23 protein-coding genes, 3 pseudogenes and 1 riboswitch are annotated in these 21,575 nt (G+C 71.5%); of the genes and pseudogenes, 18 read left to right on the top strand and 8 right to left on the bottom strand.

The annotated features are described in order from the left end of the window. Nucleotides 1-3: 3 nt before the first annotated feature. The 8 genes from BM362_RS44410 (at nucleotide 4) to BM362_RS44375 (ending at nucleotide 8,099) form a co-directional block, all read left to right on the top strand. Entirely contained in the window at nucleotides 4-1,281 is a 1,278-nt protein-coding gene (locus BM362_RS44410; RefSeq protein ID WP_093577234.1) for an aminotransferase family protein, read from the top strand. An 11-nt stretch (nucleotides 1,282-1,292) separates the two neighbouring features. Beyond that, a complete protein-coding gene (locus tag BM362_RS44405) occupies nucleotides 1,293-2,333 on the top strand; it encodes an extracellular solute-binding protein (RefSeq protein WP_067576464.1) in 1,041 nt (346 codons plus the stop codon). Beyond that, nucleotides 2,309-3,211, top strand: a complete 903-nt coding sequence (locus BM362_RS44400; RefSeq protein WP_232791494.1) for an ABC transporter permease — start codon at nucleotides 2,309-2,311, stop codon at nucleotides 3,209-3,211. The genes BM362_RS44405 and BM362_RS44400 overlap by 25 nt, the downstream gene beginning before the upstream one ends. Beyond that, the gene (locus BM362_RS44395) at nucleotides 3,204-4,022 is read left to right on the top strand and encodes an ABC transporter permease (RefSeq protein WP_093577259.1); all 819 of its coding nucleotides are present in this window, start codon (nucleotides 3,204-3,206) and stop codon (nucleotides 4,020-4,022) included. Before BM362_RS44400 ends, BM362_RS44395 begins: the two co-directional genes overlap by 8 nt. Next, nucleotides 4,019-5,044 carry an ABC transporter ATP-binding protein gene (locus BM362_RS44390; protein ID WP_067576465.1) on the top strand — a complete coding sequence of 342 codons (1,026 nt, stop codon included), beginning with the start codon at nucleotides 4,019-4,021 and terminating at the stop codon, nucleotides 5,042-5,044. Before BM362_RS44395 ends, BM362_RS44390 begins: the two co-directional genes overlap by 4 nt. After that, on the top strand, nucleotides 5,041-6,663 hold the full coding sequence (locus BM362_RS44385; protein WP_093577233.1) for an amidohydrolase: 1,623 nt from the start codon (nucleotides 5,041-5,043) through the stop codon (nucleotides 6,661-6,663). The genes BM362_RS44390 and BM362_RS44385 overlap by 4 nt, the downstream gene beginning before the upstream one ends. A gap of 6 nt (nucleotides 6,664-6,669) precedes the next feature. Further along, complete coding sequence (locus BM362_RS44380) at nucleotides 6,670-7,299, top strand: flavin reductase family protein (RefSeq protein WP_067576467.1); 630 nt, start codon at nucleotides 6,670-6,672, stop codon at nucleotides 7,297-7,299. Nucleotides 7,300-7,433: 134 nt separating this feature from the next. Then, nucleotides 7,434-8,099, top strand: a complete 666-nt coding sequence (locus tag BM362_RS44375; RefSeq protein ID WP_093577232.1) for a DNA alkylation repair protein — start codon at nucleotides 7,434-7,436, stop codon at nucleotides 8,097-8,099. Nucleotides 8,100-8,474: 375 nt separating this feature from the next. Here the strand turns inward: BM362_RS44375 and BM362_RS49785 are convergent. Both BM362_RS49785 and BM362_RS44365 read right to left on the bottom strand, forming a co-directional pair. Beyond that, a pseudogene (locus BM362_RS49785) lies at nucleotides 8,475-8,681 on the bottom strand (methyltransferase domain-containing protein); the annotation flags it as partial. A 159-nt stretch (nucleotides 8,682-8,840) separates the two neighbouring features. Beyond that, nucleotides 8,841-9,272 carry a hypothetical protein gene (locus BM362_RS44365; protein ID WP_093577231.1) on the bottom strand — a complete coding sequence of 144 codons (432 nt, stop codon included), beginning with the start codon at nucleotides 9,270-9,272 and terminating at the stop codon, nucleotides 8,841-8,843. 330 nt (nucleotides 9,273-9,602) lie between these two features. Further along, nucleotides 9,603-9,671: riboswitch (cobalamin riboswitch) on the top strand. A 125-nt stretch (nucleotides 9,672-9,796) separates the two neighbouring features. Between BM362_RS44365 and BM362_RS44360 the strand changes: the two genes are divergently transcribed. The 6 genes and pseudogenes from BM362_RS44360 to BM362_RS50425 all read left to right on the top strand — a co-directional run. Further along, nucleotides 9,797-11,317, top strand: coding sequence for an ABC transporter substrate-binding protein (locus tag BM362_RS44360; protein WP_093577230.1), 1,521 nt, complete (start codon nucleotides 9,797-9,799; stop codon nucleotides 11,315-11,317). Then, nucleotides 11,314-12,075, top strand: a complete 762-nt coding sequence (locus BM362_RS44355) for a class I SAM-dependent methyltransferase (protein ID WP_093577229.1) — start codon at nucleotides 11,314-11,316, stop codon at nucleotides 12,073-12,075. Before BM362_RS44360 ends, BM362_RS44355 begins: the two co-directional genes overlap by 4 nt. Then, the gene (locus BM362_RS44350) at nucleotides 12,033-13,016 is read left to right on the top strand and encodes an ABC transporter permease (RefSeq protein WP_208865530.1); all 984 of its coding nucleotides are present in this window, start codon (nucleotides 12,033-12,035) and stop codon (nucleotides 13,014-13,016) included. The genes BM362_RS44355 and BM362_RS44350 overlap by 43 nt, the downstream gene beginning before the upstream one ends. Continuing rightward, nucleotides 13,013-13,810 (top strand): ABC transporter permease, encoded by a 798-nt coding sequence (locus BM362_RS44345; protein WP_093577257.1) that lies wholly within the window; start codon nucleotides 13,013-13,015, stop codon nucleotides 13,808-13,810. Before BM362_RS44350 ends, BM362_RS44345 begins: the two co-directional genes overlap by 4 nt. After that, complete coding sequence (locus BM362_RS44340) at nucleotides 13,795-15,147, top strand: ABC transporter ATP-binding protein (RefSeq protein ID WP_167545676.1); 1,353 nt, start codon at nucleotides 13,795-13,797, stop codon at nucleotides 15,145-15,147. The genes BM362_RS44345 and BM362_RS44340 overlap by 16 nt, the downstream gene beginning before the upstream one ends. 123 nt (nucleotides 15,148-15,270) lie before the next feature. Next, nucleotides 15,271-15,711 (top strand): annotated as a pseudogene (locus tag BM362_RS50425) (DUF7927 domain-containing protein); the annotation flags it as partial. Here the strand turns inward: BM362_RS50425 and BM362_RS49775 are convergent. The 4 genes from BM362_RS49775 to BM362_RS44320 form a co-directional block, all read right to left on the bottom strand. Next, nucleotides 15,657-15,803: a hypothetical protein gene (locus tag BM362_RS49775; RefSeq protein ID WP_244287486.1), complete on the bottom strand. Its 147-nt coding sequence runs from the start codon at nucleotides 15,801-15,803 to the stop codon at nucleotides 15,657-15,659. The pseudogene BM362_RS50425 and the gene BM362_RS49775 overlap by 55 nt on opposite strands. Before the next feature lie 324 nt (nucleotides 15,804-16,127). After that, the gene (locus BM362_RS44330) at nucleotides 16,128-16,655 is read right to left on the bottom strand and encodes a DUF5994 family protein (RefSeq protein WP_067576473.1); all 528 of its coding nucleotides are present in this window, start codon (nucleotides 16,653-16,655) and stop codon (nucleotides 16,128-16,130) included. Between the two features lie 64 nt (nucleotides 16,656-16,719). Beyond that, nucleotides 16,720-17,190: a DUF5994 family protein gene (locus BM362_RS44325; protein WP_093577227.1), complete on the bottom strand. Its 471-nt coding sequence runs from the start codon at nucleotides 17,188-17,190 to the stop codon at nucleotides 16,720-16,722. A 95-nt stretch (nucleotides 17,191-17,285) separates the two neighbouring features. Next, the gene (locus BM362_RS44320) at nucleotides 17,286-17,489 is read right to left on the bottom strand and encodes a hypothetical protein (RefSeq protein WP_067576474.1); all 204 of its coding nucleotides are present in this window, start codon (nucleotides 17,487-17,489) and stop codon (nucleotides 17,286-17,288) included. Nucleotides 17,490-18,154: 665 nt separating this feature from the next. Between BM362_RS44320 and BM362_RS44315 the strand changes: the two genes are divergently transcribed. Genes BM362_RS44315 through BM362_RS49770 form a run of 3 tightly spaced genes read left to right on the top strand, consistent with a single transcriptional unit; the run spans nucleotide 18,155 to nucleotide 20,071 of the window. Continuing rightward, nucleotides 18,155-19,216, top strand: a complete 1,062-nt coding sequence (locus BM362_RS44315; protein ID WP_093577226.1) for a fatty acid desaturase family protein — start codon at nucleotides 18,155-18,157, stop codon at nucleotides 19,214-19,216. Nucleotides 19,217-19,272: 56 nt separating this feature from the next. Beyond that, the gene (locus BM362_RS44310; RefSeq protein ID WP_244287485.1) at nucleotides 19,273-19,671 is read left to right on the top strand and encodes a DUF5994 family protein; all 399 of its coding nucleotides are present in this window, start codon (nucleotides 19,273-19,275) and stop codon (nucleotides 19,669-19,671) included. A gap of 16 nt (nucleotides 19,672-19,687) precedes the next feature. Continuing rightward, nucleotides 19,688-20,071: an RGCVC family protein gene (locus tag BM362_RS49770; RefSeq protein ID WP_143132650.1), complete on the top strand. Its 384-nt coding sequence runs from the start codon at nucleotides 19,688-19,690 to the stop codon at nucleotides 20,069-20,071. Between the two features lie 116 nt (nucleotides 20,072-20,187). On the opposite strand, the gene BM362_RS44300 is transcribed toward BM362_RS49770, so the two are convergent. After that, on the bottom strand, nucleotides 20,188-20,760 hold the full coding sequence (locus tag BM362_RS44300) for a DUF305 domain-containing protein (RefSeq protein WP_167545675.1): 573 nt from the start codon (nucleotides 20,758-20,760) through the stop codon (nucleotides 20,188-20,190). A gap of 57 nt (nucleotides 20,761-20,817) precedes the next feature. Next, nucleotides 20,818-21,201, bottom strand: a complete 384-nt coding sequence (locus BM362_RS44295; RefSeq protein ID WP_093577223.1) for a hypothetical protein — start codon at nucleotides 21,199-21,201, stop codon at nucleotides 20,818-20,820. Between the two features lie 213 nt (nucleotides 21,202-21,414). Here BM362_RS44295 and BM362_RS44290 point away from each other — a divergent pair. After that, nucleotides 21,415-21,575, top strand: a pseudogene (locus BM362_RS44290) (superoxide dismutase); the annotation flags it as partial.

Below are 21,575 nucleotides of genomic sequence, written 5' to 3'. Positions count from 1 at the left end.
GCGTTGACCACCGCTGACCTCGCCGCCGCCGACCGGCGCACCCTCATCCACCCGCACACCGTCATCGGCGATCCGGCCGAACCGCTCCTCCTCGACCGCGGCGAGGGCGCGCTGCTGTGGGACACCGACGGCAACCAGTACCTCGACGGCACCTGCGGCCTCTGGCAGTGCCCGGTCGGCCACGGCCGCGCCGAACTCGCCGACGTCGCCGCCGAGCAGATCCGCAAGCTGGAGTTCTACTCGTCCTTCGGCGACTACTCCAATGAACCGTCGATCCGGCTCGCCGAACGCCTCCTGTCGCTCGCCCCGGCCGGCCTGGAACGCGTTTTCCTCACCAACGGCGGTTCGGAGGGCAACGAAACCGCGATCAAGCTCGCTCGCCTCGCCTTCCATCACGCCGGTTCGCCGGAGCGCACGGTGGTGCTGGCGCGGCACGGCGGCTACCACGGCATGGGCGGCGCCTCGCTGGCCGCGACCGGGATCGAGGGCCTGCGCGCCGGGTACGGCCCGTTGCTGCCGGATGTCGAATGGCTCGGCAAACCGCACGGCATCGAGCACGGTCCGGACGCGACCGGCATTCTGGTGGCGGAGCTGGAGAAGCGCATCGAGGAGATCGGCGCGCACCGGATCGCCGCGTTCATCGGGGAACCGGTGCTCGGCGTCGGCGGGATGGTTCCGCCGCCGGAGGGCTACTGGCCGCGGGTGCAGGAAGTCCTGCGGCGACACGGAATCCTGCTGATCGTGGACGAGATCGTCACCGCGTTCGGCCGCACCGGGCACTGGTTCGGCAGCGAGCGCTTCGGCGTCGAACCGGACATGATCGTCACCGCGAAGGGGCTCACCAGCGGGTACATTCCGATGGGTGCGGTCCTCATCGGATCGAGGGTGCTGGAACTCGCCGAAGGCGCGACGTTCCTGCACGGTTTCACCTACAACGGCCACCCGGTCGGGTCGGCGGTCGCGCTGGCGAACCTGGATCTCATCGAAAAGGAGAACCTGCTCGAACGCGCCACCGTCCTCGGCGCCCGGCTGCGCGCGCGGCTCGACCCGCTCGCCGAGCTGCCGCACGTGCGCGAGGTCCGCGGCGTCGGCCTGATGCTCGGCATCGAGTTCGCCGACCGGCCCACCGCGCCGGTGCAGGCGGGCTGCCGCGCGGACGGCGTGGTGGTCCGCGCGTCCGGGACCAGCATCGTGCTGTCCCCGCCGCTGGTGATCACCGAGGACCAGATCGACACGTTGGCCGACGTGCTGTGCAAGCACGTCGCCGCCGCGGCGAGCTGAACGGAGGAGCCATGAGACGCCGGATACCGACGCTGTTGTCCGCCGCGCTTCTGCTCACCACCGCCGGCTGCGCGATTTCCGAGGGCGGCCCGAACTCGCTCGTGTTCGCCTCCTACGGCCAGGGCGCGTACCAGGCGGGCCAGCGCGCCGCGTGGCTCGACCCGTACGAGCAGCAGACCGGGACCACGGTCACCATCGACGGCCCGTCGAGCAACGCCAAGCTCAAGGCGATGGTCGAGGCGGGGAAGGTGACCTGGGACGTCGTCGACACCGACGCGTCCGCCGCCGCCGCGGTGTGCGGGAGCCTGCTCGAACCCGTCGACATGGGCGCGCAGGCCGCCGGGTTCCCGGAGGGCTCGCTCACCGATTGCGGGGTGCCGGACGCCTTCTTCGGCATGATGCTGATGTACGACTCGAAGGTCTACGGCAAGCATCCGCCGGCGAAACTCGCGGACTTCTTCGACCCGAAGCAGTTCCCCGGCCGCCGCATCATCTACGGCGGCGACCCGAGCGTCGGCACCATCGAGGCGGCGCTGCTGGCCGACGGCGTGCCGCGCGACAAGCTGTACCCGCTGGACATGCGCCGCGCGCTGCGGATGTACGACCGGATCCGGCCGCAGCTGGCCATCAGCAGCACCTACGGCGACCAGCAGCAGCGGATGGCGGGCGGCCAGGCGGACATGGCGCTGATCGTCAGCGCGCGGGCGTTCTCGCTGCTCAAGGCGGGGGCGACGAACTGGAAGGTGGTGCCGGACATCCCGGTGCCGGTGACCTGGGACGTACTCGTGGTGCCGAAGGGGACGGCGCGCGCCGAGGAGGCGAAGAAGCTCATCCGCTTCGCTTCGCAACCGGCGCAAGCGGCGGACTTCGCCGCGCGGGCGGGCGTGGGACCGGCCAACACGGCCGCCCCCGCCGCCCGTTCGGAGATCGGCCGCCAGCTCGACATCTGGGGCGAGGGCAAGGAGGACCTGCGCGTGCTCAGCAACGTGCGCTATTGGGCGGCGAACCGGCCCGAGCTGGTGAAGGCGTGGTCGGATTGGACGACCGGATGACCGCCGTGGCGACCCGCGTGCCTGCTGTGCGCCGCGCCGGGTCCGAAAAACGGCGGACTTCGTGGCTGCTGCTGCCCGCCGCGGCAGTGGTGCTGGTGTTCTTCTTCTACCCGCTCGCCGTGATCCTGTGGCGGAGCTTCACCGAACCGTCGTTCGGGGCCGGCAATTACCTGGCGGTGCTCGGCGACGAGGTGCAGATCCGCGTGCTGCTGCGGACCTTGCGGACCGCGCTGATCATCACCGTGGCCACGCTCGTCATCGCCTATCCCTACGCCTACGCGATGACGCTCGTCGGCCGTCGCGCGAGGTCGGTGCTGACGCTGCTGGTGCTGATGCCGTTCTGGACCAGCCTGATGGCGCGAAACTTCGCCTGGTACGTGCTCGAACAGCGCGGCGGCGTCATCGACCGGGTGCTGTCGGCGATCGGCATCGACGGGGTCGTGCTGCTGGGATCGGTGGCCGGGGTGACGGTCGCGATGGTGCAGGTGATGCTGCCGTTCATGGTGCTGCCGCTGCAAAGTTCGATGCTGAGCATCGACCGCAGCCTGCTGCACGCGGCGGGCAGCCTCGGCGCGCGGCGTCCGGTCGCGTTCCTGCGGGTGTACGTGCCGCTGTCGATGCCGGGCGTGCTGGCCGGGGTGTCGGTGGTGTTCATCATGTCGCTGGGCTTCTACATCACCCCGGCGCTGCTCGGCACGCCGCAGCAGGCGCTGGTCGCGCAGGTGATCGGCACTCAGGTCAACGACCTGCTGGACTTCGCGGGCGCCGGCGCGCTCGGGACGATCCTGCTGGTCGTCACGCTCGTGGTGCTCGCCGTGCTCAGCCGCGTGGCCGCGCCGCTGGGCACCAGCGCGGCTGGAGGTGCCGGCCGTGGCTGACAATCCGTCCATCAGCAGGGCCGCCGCGGTCCGGCAGCGGAGCCTCGGCTGGGGCCTGCGCGTGTGGGTCGTCCTCGTCGCCTTCGTGCTCGTCGCGCCGACGCTCGTGGTGATCCCGATGAGCTTCGGCGCGGGCTCGACCTTCGAGTTCCCGCCGAAGGACTGGTCGTGGCACTGGTACGCGGAGTTCTTCACCAGCAAGCAATGGCTGGCCGCGCTGGCGAATTCGGTGCAGGTCGGGGTGCTCGCCGCGCTGCTGGCGACCGTGCTCGGCGTGGCGGCCGCGCTGGCGCTCGACCGGATGGGCCGGGGCAAGGGCGTCGTCCGGCAGTTGCTGATGGCTCCGATGATCCTGCCCGGCATCGTGGTGGCGGTCGCGATCTACGGCGTTTTCCTGCGCTGGCAGCTGAACGGCACGATGCTCGGCTTCGTGCTGGCGCACGCGGTGCTCGGACTGCCGTTCGTGCTCACCTCGGTGCGGACCAGCCTCGCCGGGTACGACCCGACCATGGAGAAAGCGGCGGCCAGCCTCGGCGCGCCTCGGTTCGCGACACTGCGCAAGGTCGTGCTTCCGATCATCGCGCCCGGCGTGCTGTCCGGCTTCGTGTTCGCCTTCGCCACGTCGTTCGACGAGGTCGTGGTGGCGTTGTTCCTGCAGACGCCCGCGATCAAGACGCTGCCGGTGAAAATGTACGAATCGATCGTGCTGGAAATCGACCCGACGATCGCCGCCGCGTCGAGCCTGATCGTCGTGTTCACCACCATCCTGCTGTTCGTCCCCGCCGTTCTGCGCCGAAAAGAGCACTCATGACTGACGGAATCGCGACCGCACACGTGACGAAGGCCTACCCCGGCGTCGACCGGCCCGCCGTGGACGACGTTTCGCTGCACATCGCCGACGGCGAGTTCATGACCTTCCTCGGCCCGTCCGGTTCGGGCAAGACGACCATGCTGTCGATGATCGCCGGGTTCACCCCGCTCACGTCCGGGTCGATCACGGTGGACGGTCAGGAGATCTCGCGGCTCAAACCGCACCGGCGGAATCTCGGCGTGGTTTTCCAGCAGTACGCGCTGTTTCCGCACATGTCGGTGGCGCGCAATGTCGCTTTCGGACTGACCCAGCGCAAGGTGCCGAAGCCCGAGATCGCGCGGCGGGTGGCCGAGGTGCTGGAGCTGGTCGGGCTGTCGGCGGTGCGGGATCGGTTGCCGCGCCAGCTTTCCGGCGGCCAGCAGCAGCGCGTCGCTTTGGCGCGGGCGGTGGTGTACGAACCGCGTGCGTTGCTCATGGACGAGCCGTTGGGCGCGCTGGACAAGAAGCTGCGCGACCAGTTGCAGCGCGAGATCGCGCGGATGCACCGGGAATTGGGCATGACGTTCCTCTTCGTGACGCACGATCAGCAGGAGGCGCTTACGTTGTCGGACCGGATCGCAGTGTTCAACGACGGCCGGATCGAACAGGTCGGCACGCCGGAGGAGTTGTACGAGCGGCCGGAAACGTTGTTCGTCGCGCAGTTCGTCGGGGAGTCCAATGCGCTGTCGCTGACGCCGGGGGAGGTGACGATCGTGCGGCCGGAACGCCTGACCCTGCACAGTTCCGCGGATCCGGTCCCGAGCGGACACCAGCGGGCGAGCGCGCGGGTGACCGACATCGTGTACGTCGGCGACCACACGCGGATTTGGTTGCGGTATTCCGACGGCGCGCGCGGTTGTGCGGTGCTGACCGCCGGAGTCGCGCACGAGCATCGGCCGGGAGACGAGGTGATCGTGGCCTGGCATCCAGAACATCAGGCCGTGGTGCCGAGCGGCGACGTTCCGGAATTGGCGGCGGTATGACTGAGGACGTGCTGCTGCGCGGCGGCGTGGTCCGGACGTTCGATCCGGTAGCCGGAACTGCCTCCGCGGTGCTGGTGTCGGACGGCCGGATCGCCGCGGTCGGCGACGACGAGACGGTTTCCGCCGCGGCCGCACCGGATGCGCGGGTCGTCGAGCTGGCGGGCCGGACTGTCCTTCCCGGACTGAACGACGCGCATGTGCACCTGGCCTTCCACGCCGCCGCCGGTCCGGAGTTCTGTGTGGACCTTTCGGCCGCCGCGGATCTTTCCGCGGTAGCCCGTGCGCTGGCCGAGGCGCCGCCGGGGGAGTGGATCGTCGGCCGCGGCTGGCGGGAAACGACGATCGCCGAATTCGCCGACGGCCGAGGGGCGCCCACCCGCGCCTGGCTGGACGGTGTGACCGGCACGCGGCCTGCCGTGCTGCATCACGCGTCGTCGCACGAGGTATGGGCGAACAGCGCGGCGCTGGACCGGGCCGGAATCACCGCGGCGACACCGGATCCGGAAGCCGGGGAGATCGTGCGGGACGCCGCGGGCGAACCGACCGGGGTCCTGGTGGAGAGCGCGCAGGAACTGGTCGCTTCGCTGGTGCCGAAGCCGAGCCGGTCGGTCCGGCTGGATTCGATCGTGCGCGGCATGGAACGGCTGAACGCCCTCGGGATGACCAGCGTGACCGACCCGATCGTCCCGCCGGACCTGTGGCGGGACTACCGGGACCTGCACGCCGCGGGCCGGTTGCGGATGCGGATCACCGCGCTGCTGCACTGGAACTGGCCGTCGCCGACGACGTCCGCCGCCTCGCTGGCACGGCTGCTGGACGAGACGGACTTCTCGGTCGGCGACGACCTGCTGCGGATCGGCGGCATCAAACTGTTCGCCGACGGAGTGCCGACGCACTGCACCGCGTGGATGCACTCGCCGTACCCGTCCGGCGGGCACGGCAGCCTGGTGACCTTCGGCCCCGACGACGACGCGCGCGTGCGCGAGCTGCACGAACTGATCCTGGCCGCGCACGTCCGGCGGGTGCGCGTGCAAGTCCACGTCACCGGGGACCGGGCCGCGGACGCGGTCGTCGACGCGATCGAGGCGGCCCAGGCGGTCGACCCCTGGCCGGCGGCCCGGCACGCGCTGATCCACGGCACTTTCCTGTCCTCCGCCGTGCTTTCCCGCCTGGCTCGGTCCGGCATCGGAGTCATCACCAGCTCGCTGATGCGCACCTACAGCGGCCCGTCGATGGTCCGCGTGCTGGGCGAGGAGAGATGGGCCGGCGCCTTTCCCGCGCGGGCCCTGCTGGACCACGGCGTGGTGGTCGCCGACAGCTCGGACGCCCCGGTGACCGTGCCGGACTGGCGCCGCGGCGTCGCGACCTTCACCGGTTCGCCCGGCCCGAACGCCTTCTCCGCCGTGGCCAGCCCGCTCACCAGGGAGGAGGCACTGCGCTTGTGGACGACCGGCCCGGCTTGGCTCGAACACGCGGAGTCTGCCAAGGGAACGCTCAGTGTCGGCTCGCTCGCCGACCTGGCGGTCTTCGCCCACGATCCGGTCACCGCCGCGGGCCCGGAGTTGCTGAGCGTACGGTCGGAACTGACCATGCTCGGAGGGCGGGTAGTGACAGAGTGAGGTTTCGTGTACAGCAGCAATACCGACGCTGACCGCGGCGCTTTCGTGTGGATGGTGAAGAACGCCGTCGTCCCGCGGCCGATCGCGTGGGTGAGCACGGTGGACGGCGCGGGGGTGCGGAACCTCGCGCCGTTCAGCTACTTCGCGCCGCTGACCATGGACCCGCCGACGGTGCTGTTCTCGATTTCGGAAGCGCCGAAGGACACTTTGGCCAATATCGAGGCCCGCGGCGAGTTCGCGATCACGATAGCGCTGAGCGGCCAGGAGGAACTGGTCGCGCGCACTGCGTCCACAGTGGACTCGTCGGTGGACGAAGCCGAGCACGTCGGATTGTCGTGGACGCCCGGGGTGCGGATCGCCGTGCCCCATCCCGCCGGGGCCGGCCCGAGCCTGGAATGCACGCTGGTGAAGATCGAGGAGTTCCGGGGCTCGCACCTGGTCTTCGGCGAGGTGGCCGGGGTAGCGGTGGACGACCGGTTGCTGCGTCCGGACGGACGGCTGGACCAGGACGTGTACCAGCCGGTGGGCCGCATGGGCGGCGCGACGTTCACCCGGGTGGACAACTGGGTGCGGGTGCCGATTCCCGCTCCGGAGGAGTTCCTCGCCGATGCTCGGCATCCCGACTGGCGTACTTGACCCCGCTGACCGTCGGTGCGGGGAACCCTGCGGGAATCAGATTCCCGCAGGGTTCCCCGCACGACCGAAAAGCTGGCTGAGCCACCTCGAACCCGTATGCTCGGCGCTGTCCGCACCTGAGCAGGGAGGTTCCTGTGGCCGAAGCAACCCTCTCCGGGGTCCTCGACCGGCTCGCCGAGCTTCACGACCCCAAAATCCGGGCGGTCAACGAGAACCACGGCGACGACCACAGCGTCAACCTCGCCAAGCTCCGCGCCCTCGCGAAAGAACTCAAAGCCCAACCCGGCCTGGCCGGCGAACTCTGGCGGACCGGCGACAGCAACGCCCGCCTTCTCGCGCTCCTCCTCGCCCGGCCGAAGCAGTTCGACCGGGACGACCTCGACCGGATGCTGCGCGAGGCGGGCACCCCCAAGGTCCACGACTGGCTCCTCGCGAACATCGTCAGGAAAAGCCGCCACGCCGATGACCTCCGCGCGGCCTGGCTCGAAGACCCCGACCCGGTGGTGGCGAGCGCGGGCTGGGCGCTCACCGCGGACCGCGTCGCCAAGAAGCCCGGCGGGCTCGACCTCGACCGGCTTCTCGACGTCATCGAAGCCGAGATGAAAGCCGCCCCGGAGCGGTTGCAGTGGGCGATGAACCACTGCCTCGCCCAGATCGGCATCGAAAACCCCGGCCTGCGCGCCCGTGCGATCGGCATCGGCGAGCGGCTGGGCGTGCTCAAGGACTATCCGACGCCGCCGAACTGCACCTCGCCGTACGCGCCGGTGTGGATCGCGGAGATGGTCAAGCGGCGGGCTTGACGAAAACCCCGACGAACACCATGCTCGCGGCCAGAAACGGCCCCGCGGCGAGCGTCGCCAGCCACTCGTCCCCGGCTGCCCGCTCCAGCTGGCCCGCTCGCACCGCGCGCTCGGTGTCCCGATCTTGTCCGCGGTCCCGAAATCGCGGAACACCGGCGCCTCGTCCGAAACGTCGAGCACCTCGAACCGCGCGCCCACCGCGAACCGCGCCAGGGAACGGCCGGCAGTCGCGTTCCGGACCATCGTCGAGCACACGAACCGGTTGAACGCGCGGTTCGTGGAGCGCTCCCCGGGATCGACCACCAGACTGTCCCAGTCCGGCTCGGCCACGCACGCCGGCCCGCCCGGTCGCAGGACCCGGCGCGGTTCAGCGAAAACCGCGGCGGGGTCGGCGACGTGCTGCACCATCCGGTCCGTCCGCGCCCCGGCCGCGTCAGCGTCCTCCAGCGGCAGCGCTTGCGCATCGGCCAGCCGGACCGAAACCTGCGGCACGGAAGAGACCCGCCGCCCTGCCTCCTCGACCATCCCCGGCTCGGTGTCGACTCCGGCGACCCAACCCGCGGCACCCACCGCTTCGGCCATCGCGGGCAGGTCGGTGCCGGGACCGCAGCCGACATCCAGCCCGGCGAGCACGTGCCGTTTGTAGTCGCGCCGGCTTCGGCCACGCGGGCGTAATAGTCGACTTGCCCGGTCGCGGAACTCCGAAAGTCTCGGCCATGTCTTCGAATGAACCAGAAAGGCTCAGCTCTCGGCGAGCGCGATGAAGCTGGTCCAGTCCGGATCGGGCAAGCCGAGCCGCGCACCGGCTTCGGCGAGGGCGGAAGCCGCGGAATCGAGGAACCAGGACGCGGTCAGCACCATCTTCGCCGCGGCAGCGGGATCGCGGCGGACGCCTTCGGGAGTGAGGTCCTGCGCCTTGAGCGTATGGACGGCGGAGTCGAGCAGCCGGGCGACCAGGCTGTACGCGTTCGCCGCTTCGGTGGTGCGCGTCAGCGCCCGGAACCGCGGGCGGGCGGCTTCGACGAGATCGGGGACCAGCAGGCAGCGCAGCCGCCGCCCTGTGCTCGCCCAGCCATCCGGACAGCCGCTGGTACCGCTCGAACCGGCTGCGCAGGGCGGTGATCTCGGCTGGCTCGGATCCGCCTTCCCCCTTCCATGAGGGGTCGCGACCACCGCAGATCGACGCAGCCGAGCGCACCGTGCGCGGGATCGCGCCGGTCGGGCGCCGTACTGTCCGGCCATCGGGCGCCCAGCAGCTCCAAGGCGTTGGAATCGCCGCCGACTCCCGAGTTCGAAGCACCGAGCGGTAGCGCTCGTGCTCGCGGTGAACGCGCGCCACCCGCACGTATCCGGCCAGTTCCGGCGGCGACGGTCCGTCGCTCACCCTCCGGTGCCCTTTCGTCCGGTCCCCCGGGAAATGCTGCTCGGCCGGGACCCGCGAGGTGAGATTTCGCACGAACCGCGCGGAAGGAGACCGCACCGCCTAGGGTGTGGCGCACGTGGAGGGAAGACCGGTGCGATTCCGGAGCTGCCCCGCAACTGTGAGGCTCGCCGAGCCGAAGCCAGATACCTCCGCGGGATCCACTGATCGGCCGGCGCCACGCGGATTTGGCCAGGCCGGGGAGCCGCCGCGGCACGCGGGCGGCGCTTCGTCCTGTTCTCCTCCTTCCGGCGCCGGCCCGGCGCGAGGGAGTCTCATGACCGGATCCGCAGGGCTGAGCAGGCGCGGGTTCCTGCTGGGCGCCACGGGCGTGCTGGCGGCCGGGTGCGGCGGCCGGCAAGCAGGCGGCGGCACCGGGATCGACACGTTTTCCGCTGTGCTCAAAGGGTCCGGCACCGACGAACGGCTCGATCCGGGCACCAGTCACCTGTTCATCGACGAGGCGCGGCTGAAAGCCCTGTACGACGGGCTGTTCGAGGTCGACGACACGATGCGGCCGGTGCCGCGGCTCGCCCGCGCCGCCGAGCCGAACGCCGACGGCACCCGCTGGCGGCTCTCGCTGCGCGACGCGCGCTGGCACGACGGCGCGAAGTTCACCTCCGCCGACGTGCTGTACACGCTGTCGCGGGTGCTCGGCCCGCCTGGCCCGCAGCCGTTCATCGCCGCCGCGACGCTGGACCTGGTCGACCTTTCGCAGTCGCGCGAGGTGGACGATCAGACGGTGGAGATCGCGCTCAAGCAACCGTCGTTCGAGTTCTTGACCGCGCTTTCCGCCTACGGCACCAGAATCGTCCGCAACGGCACGAAGGACTTCAAGCATCCGATCGGCACCGGTCCGTTCCGCTTCGAGTCGTTCCGGCCCGGTCGCGAGATGGCGGCGACCGCGTACGACGATTACTGGGACGGTGCGCCGAAGATCCGCCGGTTGCGCGTCCTCAGCGCGGAGAACGACGCCCGCCCGGCCGCGGTGCGCAGCGGTCAGGCCGATTTCGCCGACGACCTGACCCCGGCCGCGGCGAAAACGCTGCGCGCGGCGGACGGGATCGACGTGCGTTCCGCGGCGCACAGCGGCATCTACTACTTCGCGATGAAAACCGACCGGCCGCCCTTCGACAACCCGGACGTCCGGCGGGCGATGATGCGGATGGTCGATCGCGAGGAACTGGTGAAGGTCGCGTTGCAGGGCGAGGGCGAGGTCGCGAACGACGTGTTCGGGAAAGGCTTCGAGTACTACGCCGACCTTCCCCCGCACACTTACGATCCGGACGAGGCGAAAGCGCTGCTGCGCGAAGCCGGCGCGCAGAACCTGGCCTTCGAGCTGTTCACCGCGCCGGCCGCGGCCGGATTCGTGGAGGCGGCGAATCTCTTCGCCGAACAAGCCAAACGCAGCGGAGTGACGGTCAAGGTCCGGGTCGGCTCCGGCGACACCTATTACTCCGAAGCTCTGAAGACCGGGGAGCTCACCATGGGCCAGTCCGGGCCGTTGCCGATCCCGAACCACTTCGCGTCGCGATTGCTCGGCAACGCGCCGCAGAACCGCACCAACTGGCACGATCCGGAATTCGACGCGCTGTACCGCCAGGCGCTTTCCACCGCGAAACAGCCGGACCGCGCCGCGCTCTACCGCCGGATGCACGAGATCCTCCACGACCGCGGCGGATTCGTGTTCTGGGGCAACTCGACCTGGAACAGCGCCGCCTCCGCGAAGTACCGCGGAATTCCCGCCGGAGTGCCCAATTCGCTGAACTGGGCCCGATTCGACAAGGTGACCCGATGACCGTCCCCACCGAAGACCGCGCCCGCTACTGGCTGGACCGCTGGGACCGGCAGCAGGAGTTCTACCTGCCCGACCGCGAGGAGCGGTTCGCGGTGCTCGGCGACGTGCTGGCCGAGCTGGTCCCGCGCGAAGACCCGCTGATCGTGGACCTCGGCGTGGGTCCCGGTTCGCTCGCGACCCGGCTGCTGGCCCGGTTCCCCGGCGCGCGGGTGGTCGGAGCGGACGCCGACCCGCTGCTGCTCGGTCTCGCGGATCTCGCGTACGGCAGCGACCGGTTCCGCACCGTCACCACGGATCTGCGCGAGCGCGGCTGGTACGAGGCGCTCGAACTCGACCGCGCACCCGACGCGTTCGTCAGCACGACCGCACTGCACTGGATGAACCGCGCGCCGTTGCGCGACCTGCTGGCCGTGTGCGGTGAAGTCCTCGCTCCCGGCGGGGTTTTCGTCAACGGCGACCACCTCTACGAGGGCGACGCCGGACCGCGGCTCGACACCTTGACCCGCGCGCTGACGAAGCGGCGCGCGGCCCGGGCCGGAGTGGCGCGCGACGAGGATTGGGCCGCGTGGTGGCAGGCCGTCGAAGCCGCGCCCGAGCTGGCCGGTCTGGTCGCGCGGCGGGCCGGCGGGTTCGCGCACGAGGTGACCGACCGCCCGTCCGTGCAAGATTACCTGGCTTTCCTGCGCGAGGCCGGATTCGCCGAGGCCGGCACGGTGTGGCAGGTCGGGGACGACCGCATCGTCGCCGGGATCCGCTGACGCCCGGCACGCGGTTCGCGCTGCGCCGGCTCGGCATCGGCGCGGGCCAGGTCGCGGTGCTGGTCGCGCTCGTGTTCGGGCTGTCGCTGCTGCTGCCCGGCGACGCGGCGGATGTGCAGGGCAATGACCTGTTCAGCGAGCGGCAACGCGTCGAAACCCGGGAGCTGCTCGGTTTGGACGTCGCGCCGCTGCTGCGCTTCGCCCGCTGGCTGGGCCACGCGGCGACCGGCGATTTCGGCACGTCCTACGCCAGCGGCGAGCCGGTCGCGGACGTCATCGCCGGGCCGTTCGCGATCACCGGCGTGCTGGCCGCGTTCACCACGATCCTGCTGCTGCCGCTCGCCGGATGGGCGGGCTTCGCCGCCGGGCTGAGGCCGGGTTCGCCGCGTGACCGCGTGATCACGACCGTGAGCGTGTTCTTCGACGCGATCCCGGATTTCGTGCTCGCGGTGCTGCTGGTCGCCTACGTCGCGATCGGCCTCGGCTGGTTCCCCGCGACCTTCCTCGGTGCCGACCTGGGCACGATGCTCGCCGAACCCGGATACCTCGTGCTGCCGCTGGCGGTGATGGTCGCGCGGGTCGCCGCGCCGCTGGTCCGGCTGGTCCGCGCCGGGGTGATCGACGTGTCCGCGAAGCCGTACGTGCGGCAGGCCCGCCGGCTCGGCGTCGGCCGGGTTTCGCTGCTGCTGCGGCATATCGCGCCGAACGCGCTGGGCCCGGCGATGCAGGAGCTGGGCCGGACCGGCGACGGTCTGCTCTCCGGGGTGCTGATCGTCGAGGCGGTGTTCGCGCTGCCCGGGGTCGCCTCGACGCTGATCGGCGCGATCGGCGACCGCGACGAGCCGGTGATCCTGGCGATCGTGCTGGTCACCGGGCTGGTGGCGGTGGTGGTGAACGCGCTGATCGACCTGATCGGACGGCGATGGGCGCCGGGCAGGTGAGGGCGCGACGGGTTTACGCGGGCCTGGTCGCCGTGCCGGTGCTGGTCGCGGCTTTCGGCCCGCTCGTCGCGAGCGGGGCCCCGGCCGGGCGGCAGGCTCCGTTCGGCCCGTCGACCTGGTCGCCGTTCGGCACTGACCGGCTCGGCCGGGACGTGCTCGCGGCGGCGCTGCAAGGCGGCCGGACGCTGCTGGTCGTCACCGGCCTGACCGTGCTGTGCGCCTACGCGATCGGCTTCACCCTCGGCATGGCCGCCGCCGCGGCGCCCCGCCAGTGGCTGGAAGACCTGATCATGCGCCCGCTCGACGTGCTGCTGTGCCTGCCGTCCCTGCTGATCATCATCGTCGCGGCGGTGCGCACCAACGGCTCCGCCGTCGCGATCGCCTCGGCGGTCGGACTCGCGCTCGTCGCCCCGATCGCCCGTTTCGTGCGGATGGCGGCGCGCGGTGTCGTGCACGGCCCGGTGATGGACGCGCTCCGCATGCAGGGCGAACCGCGGCGCCACCGCTACGGCCGGTACGCGCTGCGGGAACTCGCGCGCCCGGTCGCCGCCGACTTCGGCGTCCGGCTCGCCGCGGCGATCTACTTCCTCTCCTCGGCCAATTTCCTCGGCCTCGGCTTCGACCCGGCGTCGCCGGACTGGGCGGTGACCGTCGCGGCCAACAAGGACGGGCTCTCCGAAGCGCCGTGGTCGGTGTTCCTGCCCGCCGGGCTGATCGTGGCGCTGGTCGTCGGCCTGAACCTGCTGTGGGACGACCTGCTGGCGGATCCGGGGACGCAGTGGCCGAACCGGTGATCAGCATTCGCGGCCTGACCGCGCATGCCGGGGAAACCCCGCTGCTGCACGACGTCTCCCTGAGCGTGAGCGCGGGCGAAATCGTCACGCTGTCCGGCCCGTCCGGCGTCGGCAAGACGACCGTGGCCATGGCCGCCGCCGGGCTCGAACGGCCCGGGGTCACCGTGCGCGCGGAGGTGGTCGCGCCCGGGAAGGTCGGTTACCTGCCGCAGCAGGCCGCCGAGACGCTGAACCCCGCCCGGCGCGTCGGCCACGCGCTCGGGGAACTGGTCGGGCTCGATGCCGGGCGCTTGTCGCGCGAGCAACGCCGGGAGCGGGTCGCCGAAGTGCTGCGGCTGGTGGCCTTCGAAGCCGCGGACGGCCTCCTCCGGCGCTACCCGTTCGAGTTCTCCGGCGGCCAGCGGACCCGGCTCGCCCTCGCGCAGGTCCTCGCGACCCGCCCCGGCGCGCTGGTCCTGGACGAACCGACCACCGGTCTCGACGCCGTCAGCAAAGCCGGCCTCCTCCGTCAGCTCCGCGCGCTGGCCGACGCCGGGGCAGCGCTGCTGGTCGTCACCCACGATCCGGACGTCGCGGCCACCCGGACGTTGCGCTTGCGGGACGGAACCCTCACCGACGAACCACCGCCCACGGCCATGCCGCTTCCCCGGACGGTCGAGCGGGGTGCGCGCGTGGCTGAGCTGCGCGGGGTCTCAGTCCACTATGGCCGGATGGAAGTCCTCCGCGACGTCGACCTGTCGCTGTTCGCGGGGGAGACCGTCGGCGTGGTCGGTCCTTCCGGCGCCGGGAAGACCAGTCTGGCTCGTTGCCTCGCGGGACTGGCACCAGTCCGCGGCGAGGTGTTCGCCGACGGGAAGCCGGTGCCGTTGCTGCGCAAGCGAACCGCCCGGCAGACGGCGTATGTCCAGTACGTCTGGCAGGAAGCCGCGTCGTCGTTCGACCCTCGCCGGACGGTGCTCGACCAGGTCGCCGCGACCGCGGTCCGGCTGCGCGGCCTGCGCCCGGCGGACGCGACCGGCGAAGCCGGCGAAGTCCTCATCGGACTGGGGCTCACCGAAGCCCAGGCCGGCCGCCGCCCGGCCGGGCTCTCCGGCGGCCAGCTGCAGCGCGCGGCCCTGGCCCGGGCGCTGCTGGCCGAACCGCGCGTCCTGATCTGCGACGAGGTCACCACCGGCCTCGACGCGGAACTGGCCGTCCGCGTCCTGGACTGCCTCGACGCCTACCAGCGCCGGACGTCCGCCGCCCTCCTGCTGATCAGCCACGACACCCGCGCGCTGGCCGCCCGCGCGGACCGGATCGTCGCCGTCGAACGCGGCCGGGTCGTCGATTCCGGCTGACTTTTCCCGGGAAATTCTCGTGGTGCTCCGGCACCGTTTCGGATGGGAATGGCAACACCCCTTCAGGACGTGACGGGCGGCCCGGGGCCCGGGGCCGTCCTCGGGAAATCTCGCTGAGCTGCCCTGGTTGGGGTCCCCCTGCGGCGTCACGGTCAGCAACCCGGTGAAGGGCGACCACACGCTGGCGAACGTCGTCACCTCGGGAACTGCCCGCCGGAGCCGAAGGATCCGCGCCGCGGGACCACGACACCGGTCGCGGGCCTGATCCTGGAGAAGAAGGCGAGCGTCACCGAGGCGAAGGCGGGAGACCAGGTCGTCTACACCGTCGCCGCGACGAACACCGGCCAGACGGACCTGAAGGACGCCACCTTCACCGACGACCTGACCGGCGTGCTCGCCACTGCGGCCTACCACGACGACGCGACCGCCTCAACCGGCTCGACGACCTACGCGGCACCCCGGCTGACCTGGACCGGAGACCTGCCGCTTGGCGCGACCGCGACGGTCACCTACAGCGTGAAGGTCAAGAACCCCATCGGCGACGGACAGAGCCTGCGCAACGTCATTTCCTCGACCACGCCAGGCACGAACTGCCCCGACGCCTCCACCGACGAGCGATGCAAGACGACCACCCCGCTCACGAAGACGCCGCTCATGCCGCCGACGCCGCTCATGCCGCCGACGCCGCCGACAAGTCCCGCCGACGCCGCCGGTCCAGCCGCCGTCGCCGGAGTCGCCGCTGGCGTCCACCGGCGTGGTGCTGATCCCGGTGGGAATCGCGGCGATCGCCCTGCTCGCGGGAGGTGTTGCACTGCTGCTGGTCGCGGTGACGGGTGCCGCGGCGGCCGTGCTGGCCGAGACGGCCGCTTCGACCGCGGACGGGAGACTGCGAACGCCGGCGGCGAACCTGTCGGCGAGAACACGGCGAGAGCGACGCGCCGCGGACGTGCTGGGCGGGGGGCCAGCGTTCGCTTCGAGGACTACGCCGAGCCGCTGGCAGGTGCCGGGGATCCGAAGCCGGCGCCGCCTTCGGACTCCCAGCGGCAGACATCGTCCTCGGCCGGCCGGGGCGCGGCTCCGGATTCTTTCAGGATGGCTTCCGGGCGGGTGGTGCCGTTGCGGTCCGCGGCTGCTGACAGCGCGGTCGCGGCGGCCGCCGGCGGTGTTCGAGCGGGGACGACGAGCAGTGTCAGCCGGCGCATCGAACCGCCGGTCACATGCACGACATGCGGGTCCTGGGAGCGGAAGCCTTCCAGGCGGACGAGCCGTCCCCGGGAGATCATCGTGGGTTCGGCGGGCAGCCAGGCCTGCGGCGCGAACGCCACCCGCCATACCGGGCCGATCCGGTCGGCGAGCGCCGCGGCGAGACCGGGCACTTCGGCCGTCAGGTCCGCCGAAGCGGGCCACCAGCCGCCGTCCACGAAGCCGGCGACCGGCAGCGGGGGTTTCAGCCGCAGCCGCGCCTCGGCCGGTGCGGAGGAACGGCCTCGGCGCGGTGGCGTCGGCATGGGAAGCTCCGATCCCGGCTTCGGGGCCGGCTGGCATGCGTGAACGGCGAGGCTCGGGATGCGGCTACGCGGGCTGCCGCGAGAGGACGCCGCTGTCGCGAAGGATTTCCAGTGCGGCATCGGTGCTGTCGGCGGCGGAGGCGGCGCTCAGCGCGCGTTCCGCCGGGCCGGGCGGGGCCTCCGGCGGGATCACCAGCAGTGTCAGGTGGCGGATGCGCGGTCCGATCACGACGACGGTGTGCCGCTGGAGGCCGAAGAATCCGGCCAGGCGCACGAGATTCGGGCCGTGCGCCAGCCGGGCGGGCGCGAGATCCCAGGCGGCGGGGTTGAAGCCGATCCGGTCGACTCGGCCCGACCGGTCCGCGAGCGCGGCGACGAGGGCGCTGAACTCGGCGACCGGTTCGCGCGATCGCGGCCACCAGGCACCGTCGAAGCAGCCTTTCGCGGCGCTCGGTTCCTTGAGCCGCAACCGGTTTCCTGGCGCGAGCGATTCAAGCACCGGGCCGGCGGTGCGGTCCTGCGGGACTGGCTTCATCGCGGCGCTCCCGTCCGATGGTGCGGATGGCCGGGCGGCGGACGCCGCCGGCGCTGCGCGGCGGAACAGACTGCGCGCCGGAGAAGGGCTGGGCGTCAGCGGCGCCGGTGCCGCGGCCGGATTGCGCGCGGCTGCGGTTCTTTCCGCTCGCCGGACGGTCCGGCCGGCTGGCGGAACAGGCCGTCGTAGCGGTCGTCCTGCGGCAGGACGAGCGCGCCGGGCCGGGGCGGCTCGGCGACGGGATGGCTGAAAAGCGGGGTGCTGACCGAAGCGGTGATCGGCTTTTCCTTTCGTGACACTGCGAAATCCGCAGAAGACGGGGAGCCAGGGGCAGCTGGGCCACGCCGCACCACCGGCATTCCCTGCTGGGCGCCACCCGCTTGTGCCGTGCAGCGGCTGCGGCGAGGGCGGCTCGGCGGTCTCAAGGCCGCTGGGATGACGGTGATGTGCCGTGGGCCCGGCGGCATGCCGTGCGTTGTCCCTGCGGCGATGGCCCAGGGCCGCCGGCACGAGATACTCCCGGACACCACTGACGGTACACCCCTTCGTCCCGGCCGAGGGCGCCGTCGCGGACCCGGGCCGGGGCGGTGCGCTGCGGCCCGATCGCCGTTTCCCGTTCTCACCAGGGCGGGAAGCCGCATTCGGGTGAAGCGGATTTCGGCGCGCGGCCTGGCGGAACGGCGAGCGCGCACCCGCACCGGCGCGGGTGTAGGCTTCGGGCAAGGACCTCAGACCTCGGTCGCGCCGATCGAATCGCAGCACGGCTGCCGGCGACCGAGGAGGCACCGGGGCATGACGGGAATCCGGAAGGACAAGCCTCTTCGCCCCGCGATTTGACCGGCGGCCCTTTCCGCTCCGCCGGATCCAGCTGTCCCCGTACTCGCTCTTTCCGCTGCCGCGGCGCGGTCCGTCCCGCGGCGGCCAGCGGCGGTCCTCCGCCGCCATCCGATTTGGAGTTTCCACAATGGACGAAACGAACCCGGCTATCCCGCGTGGGCCCGGCCCTCCGCGCCGAAGCGAGTACGCCGAGCTGTCGGAACTGGTGAAGGCGGCCGGGCTGTTCCGCCGCCGCCCCGTGCACTACCTGCTGCGGGGCGGGCTGGCGCTGCTGGCTTTCGCCGGGGCGTGGGTGGTGCTCGCGCTCGCCGGCGGGCACTGGTGGCAGCTGGGCACTGCGGTGCTGCTGGCGGTCGCCTACACCCAGCTCGCGTTTCTCGGCCACGATGCCGGGCACAAGCAGATCTTCCGCGGCAGGCGGGCGAACGACGCGGTCGGCACCGGGCTCGCCGGGCTGGTCGGGCTGAGTTACGGCTGGTGGGTGGGCAAGCACAACCGCCACCACGCGAACCCGAATCTCGAGAACTCCGATCCGGACATCGACATCCCCGCGCTGGCGTTCAGCACCGGGCAGAGCCGGGCGAAGACGGGTTTCCTGCGCTGGATGGCGAAATACCAGGCGTTCCTGTTCTTTCCGCTGCTGCTGCTGGAAGGCCTCGACCTGCACTGGTCGGGGATCAAGGCGGTGTGGCACGGCGGGATCAGATCGCGCGGGCTGGACGCGGTGCTGCTGGCCGCCCACCTCGCCGCCTATCTCGCCGCGGTGTTCCTGTTGCTGCCGCCGGGAATCGCGGTCGTGTTCATCGTGGTGCACCATGCCGTGTGGGGCGTCTACATGGGATGTTCGTTCGCGCCCAACCACAAGGCGATGCCGCACCTGGAACCGGGCCACCAGCTGGACTTCCTCCGCCGCCAGGTGCTGACGTCGCACAATGTGCGGGGCGGCCGCTGGACGACCTTCGCCCTCGGCGGGCTGAACTACCAGATCGAGCACCACCTCTTCCCGAACATCCCGATGACGGCGCTGCGCCGGGCACAGCCGCTGGTGCGGGACTTCTGCCTCGCCCGCGGGATCAGCTACAGCCAAGGAGGGCTGCTGCGCACCTACGCGGACGTCCTGCGGCACCTGCACGAGGTCGGCGGCGGGCTCCGGACCGCGCCGGCAACAGCCGGAAGCGGTTCCCGATGACGGCGGCGCCGGCCCGGAAAGCCCCGGCCGGAGACCGCGGACCCGAGCAAGCGCGAGTGGCGCTGAAATGCGCCGGCTCCCAGCCCGGGCACGTCGACGGCGGCTGGTGGCCGCGTTCGGCGGACCTCGCCGCCGAGCTGCCCGCGCTGGCCGCCGCGCTCGAAGCGCGGGTGGGCCCGCTGGCCCGGGTGTCGTATCACCTGGACGCCTGGGGCGCGACCGCGCGCAAAGTGCTCCTCGGCGGCCGGATCGTGCGGCTGGAGGGGTTCCGGGCGACGGATCCAGACACTGTGGAGGCGATCGGGACGGACTCCCGGCGGGTGCGCCTGCTGGTGGTGCCGCGGGAGGCCCCCGGCGGAGCGGCCCGTGCCGTGCTCCGGTCGGCCGCGGACGGCGATTCCACCGCCACCGCCGCGGACATCCTGGCCGGCAACGGCGTCGCCGGAACGCGCTGAGCCGGCCGTGTCCGCCATGGACTCCTTACCTGCCCGGCCTTGGCGCTCCGCGATGAGCGCGCAGTCCGCGGCACCGCTCGCCGCTCGGTCCGCCGGTGCCTGCCCGGTGTGCCGCCACGAGAAAGCCGGACACGACGCGATCGCGGACCGGTTCTGCTCGGCGACCGCGGCGGGCGGGTTCCGCCGCGCCTGCGCCTGCGCCGCGGGAAGCAGGGAAACCACAGAAGAGGACGGAAACATGACCAGCGAACTAAGCTTTGTCTCCCGGTACGACCAACGGCTCGCCCTGGTGCGGGATGTGCTCGCACAGGACACCGGCTTGACCGAGGCTGCCTGCCAGGCGCTCGCGGCGCGGCTGCTGCACGTGCTCGACGAAGCGCCGGAACGCCTGCGCCGGTGAAGGCCGGGCTTGGCGTCGACGAGGCAGTTCGGCGCCGAGCCCGCGAGTACCGCCGGCTCAGCGGCACGACGCGGGGCGCCGGGGTCGCCCAAGCGACGACCCCGGCTCCCACGGCATCAGCCCTTCAGCAGACCGCGCATCTCAGCGATCTCCGCCTCCTGCGCATCGGCAATCCGCTGTGCCAGCGCCTTCGCCCCGGCATCCGCCCCGTGGGCCAGCTCCGTCTTCGCCATCTCGACCGCTCCCTGATGGTGCTTGATCATCAGGTCCAGCCACGACCGGTCGAAGTCCGGGCCCTTGGCGGCTTCCAGGCTTTTCAGGTCGGCACCGGACATCATGCCGGTCATCGTGTGATCGCCGGACATCTCGTGGCCGCCGGGCATGGAGTGGCTGGTCGCGGCGACGCCCCAGGTCTTCAGCCAGCCTTGCATCTGCCGGATTTCCGGGTCCTGCGCCCGGATCCGGCCCGCCAGGTCGGCGACCTTCGGGTCGCTGCCGCGCGACGGCACCATCTTCGCCATCTCCAGCGCCTGCTGGTGGTGCGGGATCATCTGCTGGGCGAACGCGACGTCAGCGGCGTTGTGTCCCGCCTGCGAGCTGGGCGCCGGAGCGGGCGGCTCCGGGCTGCTGCACGCGCCGAGCAGGAGCGACGCGGTCAGCACGGCGCCGCGGAAAAAGATTCTGCGCACGAAAAAACCTTCTCTCAAAAGGAAAATTGCGAGGAAAGACCGGAAAGGAAATACCGATCAGGTCCGCAGCACGCAGAGAGAAGTCAGAACGGCCCGGCCTCGTCTGCCGGGCGGGCGGCCGGCCGCGGGGGAGCCTCGGGTGCCGTCGAAAATCGCTTGTGCGGCGGTGCGGCGGCGGAAGGCCAGCAGGCCCAGGACGAGTGCGCCCGCCGCGTACAGCACCGCCAGGCAAACGTGCAGCATCGAGTGTTCGCCGGCGGGCATGCCCGAGTCGGTGGCGGCAGCCAAAGCTGGGGCGACCGAGTGCGCCTCGACGGACATCTGGCTCGTCATGGCATGCCCGGCACCCGGCGAAGGCACGTGGTGCATCACGGCGACGCCCAGTGCCAGCGCGAACAGCAGCAGCACCCGCTGCACGCTGCCGAGCCGGGACGTCGCCATGGGAGCAACCGTACCTGGCGCCGGGGAACCGGGGCGGGGCGGACGAAACGGTCACGCTGAGTGGCCGGCGAAGCGGCCCGGTACTGGAAGGTGAACATTCACTCAAGCAGGTTCCAGCCCGTGGCGCCGAGGCCGCCCCCGCTCGCCCGGGGCGCGGGTGTGCTACTAGGTTCGAAGGGGCAAGACTTGATGTCGAAGACAGAAGGAGGGCCCATGGCCCGGTACGAGCTGCCCGAACTCGATTACGACTACGGCGCTCTCGCGCCGCACATTTCGGGTGAGATCAACGAGCTGCACCACAGCAAGCACCACGCGACCTACGTGAAGGGCGCGAACGACACGCTGGACAAGCTCGCCGCGGCGCGGGAGGCGGG

This window comes from Amycolatopsis rubida, from assembly GCF_900115345.1.
GTDB lineage: Bacteria > Actinomycetota > Actinomycetes > Mycobacteriales > Pseudonocardiaceae > Amycolatopsis > Amycolatopsis rubida.
Note: the sequence above shows the minus strand (reverse complement) of the source record. Positions and strands in the feature narration are given on the sequence as shown.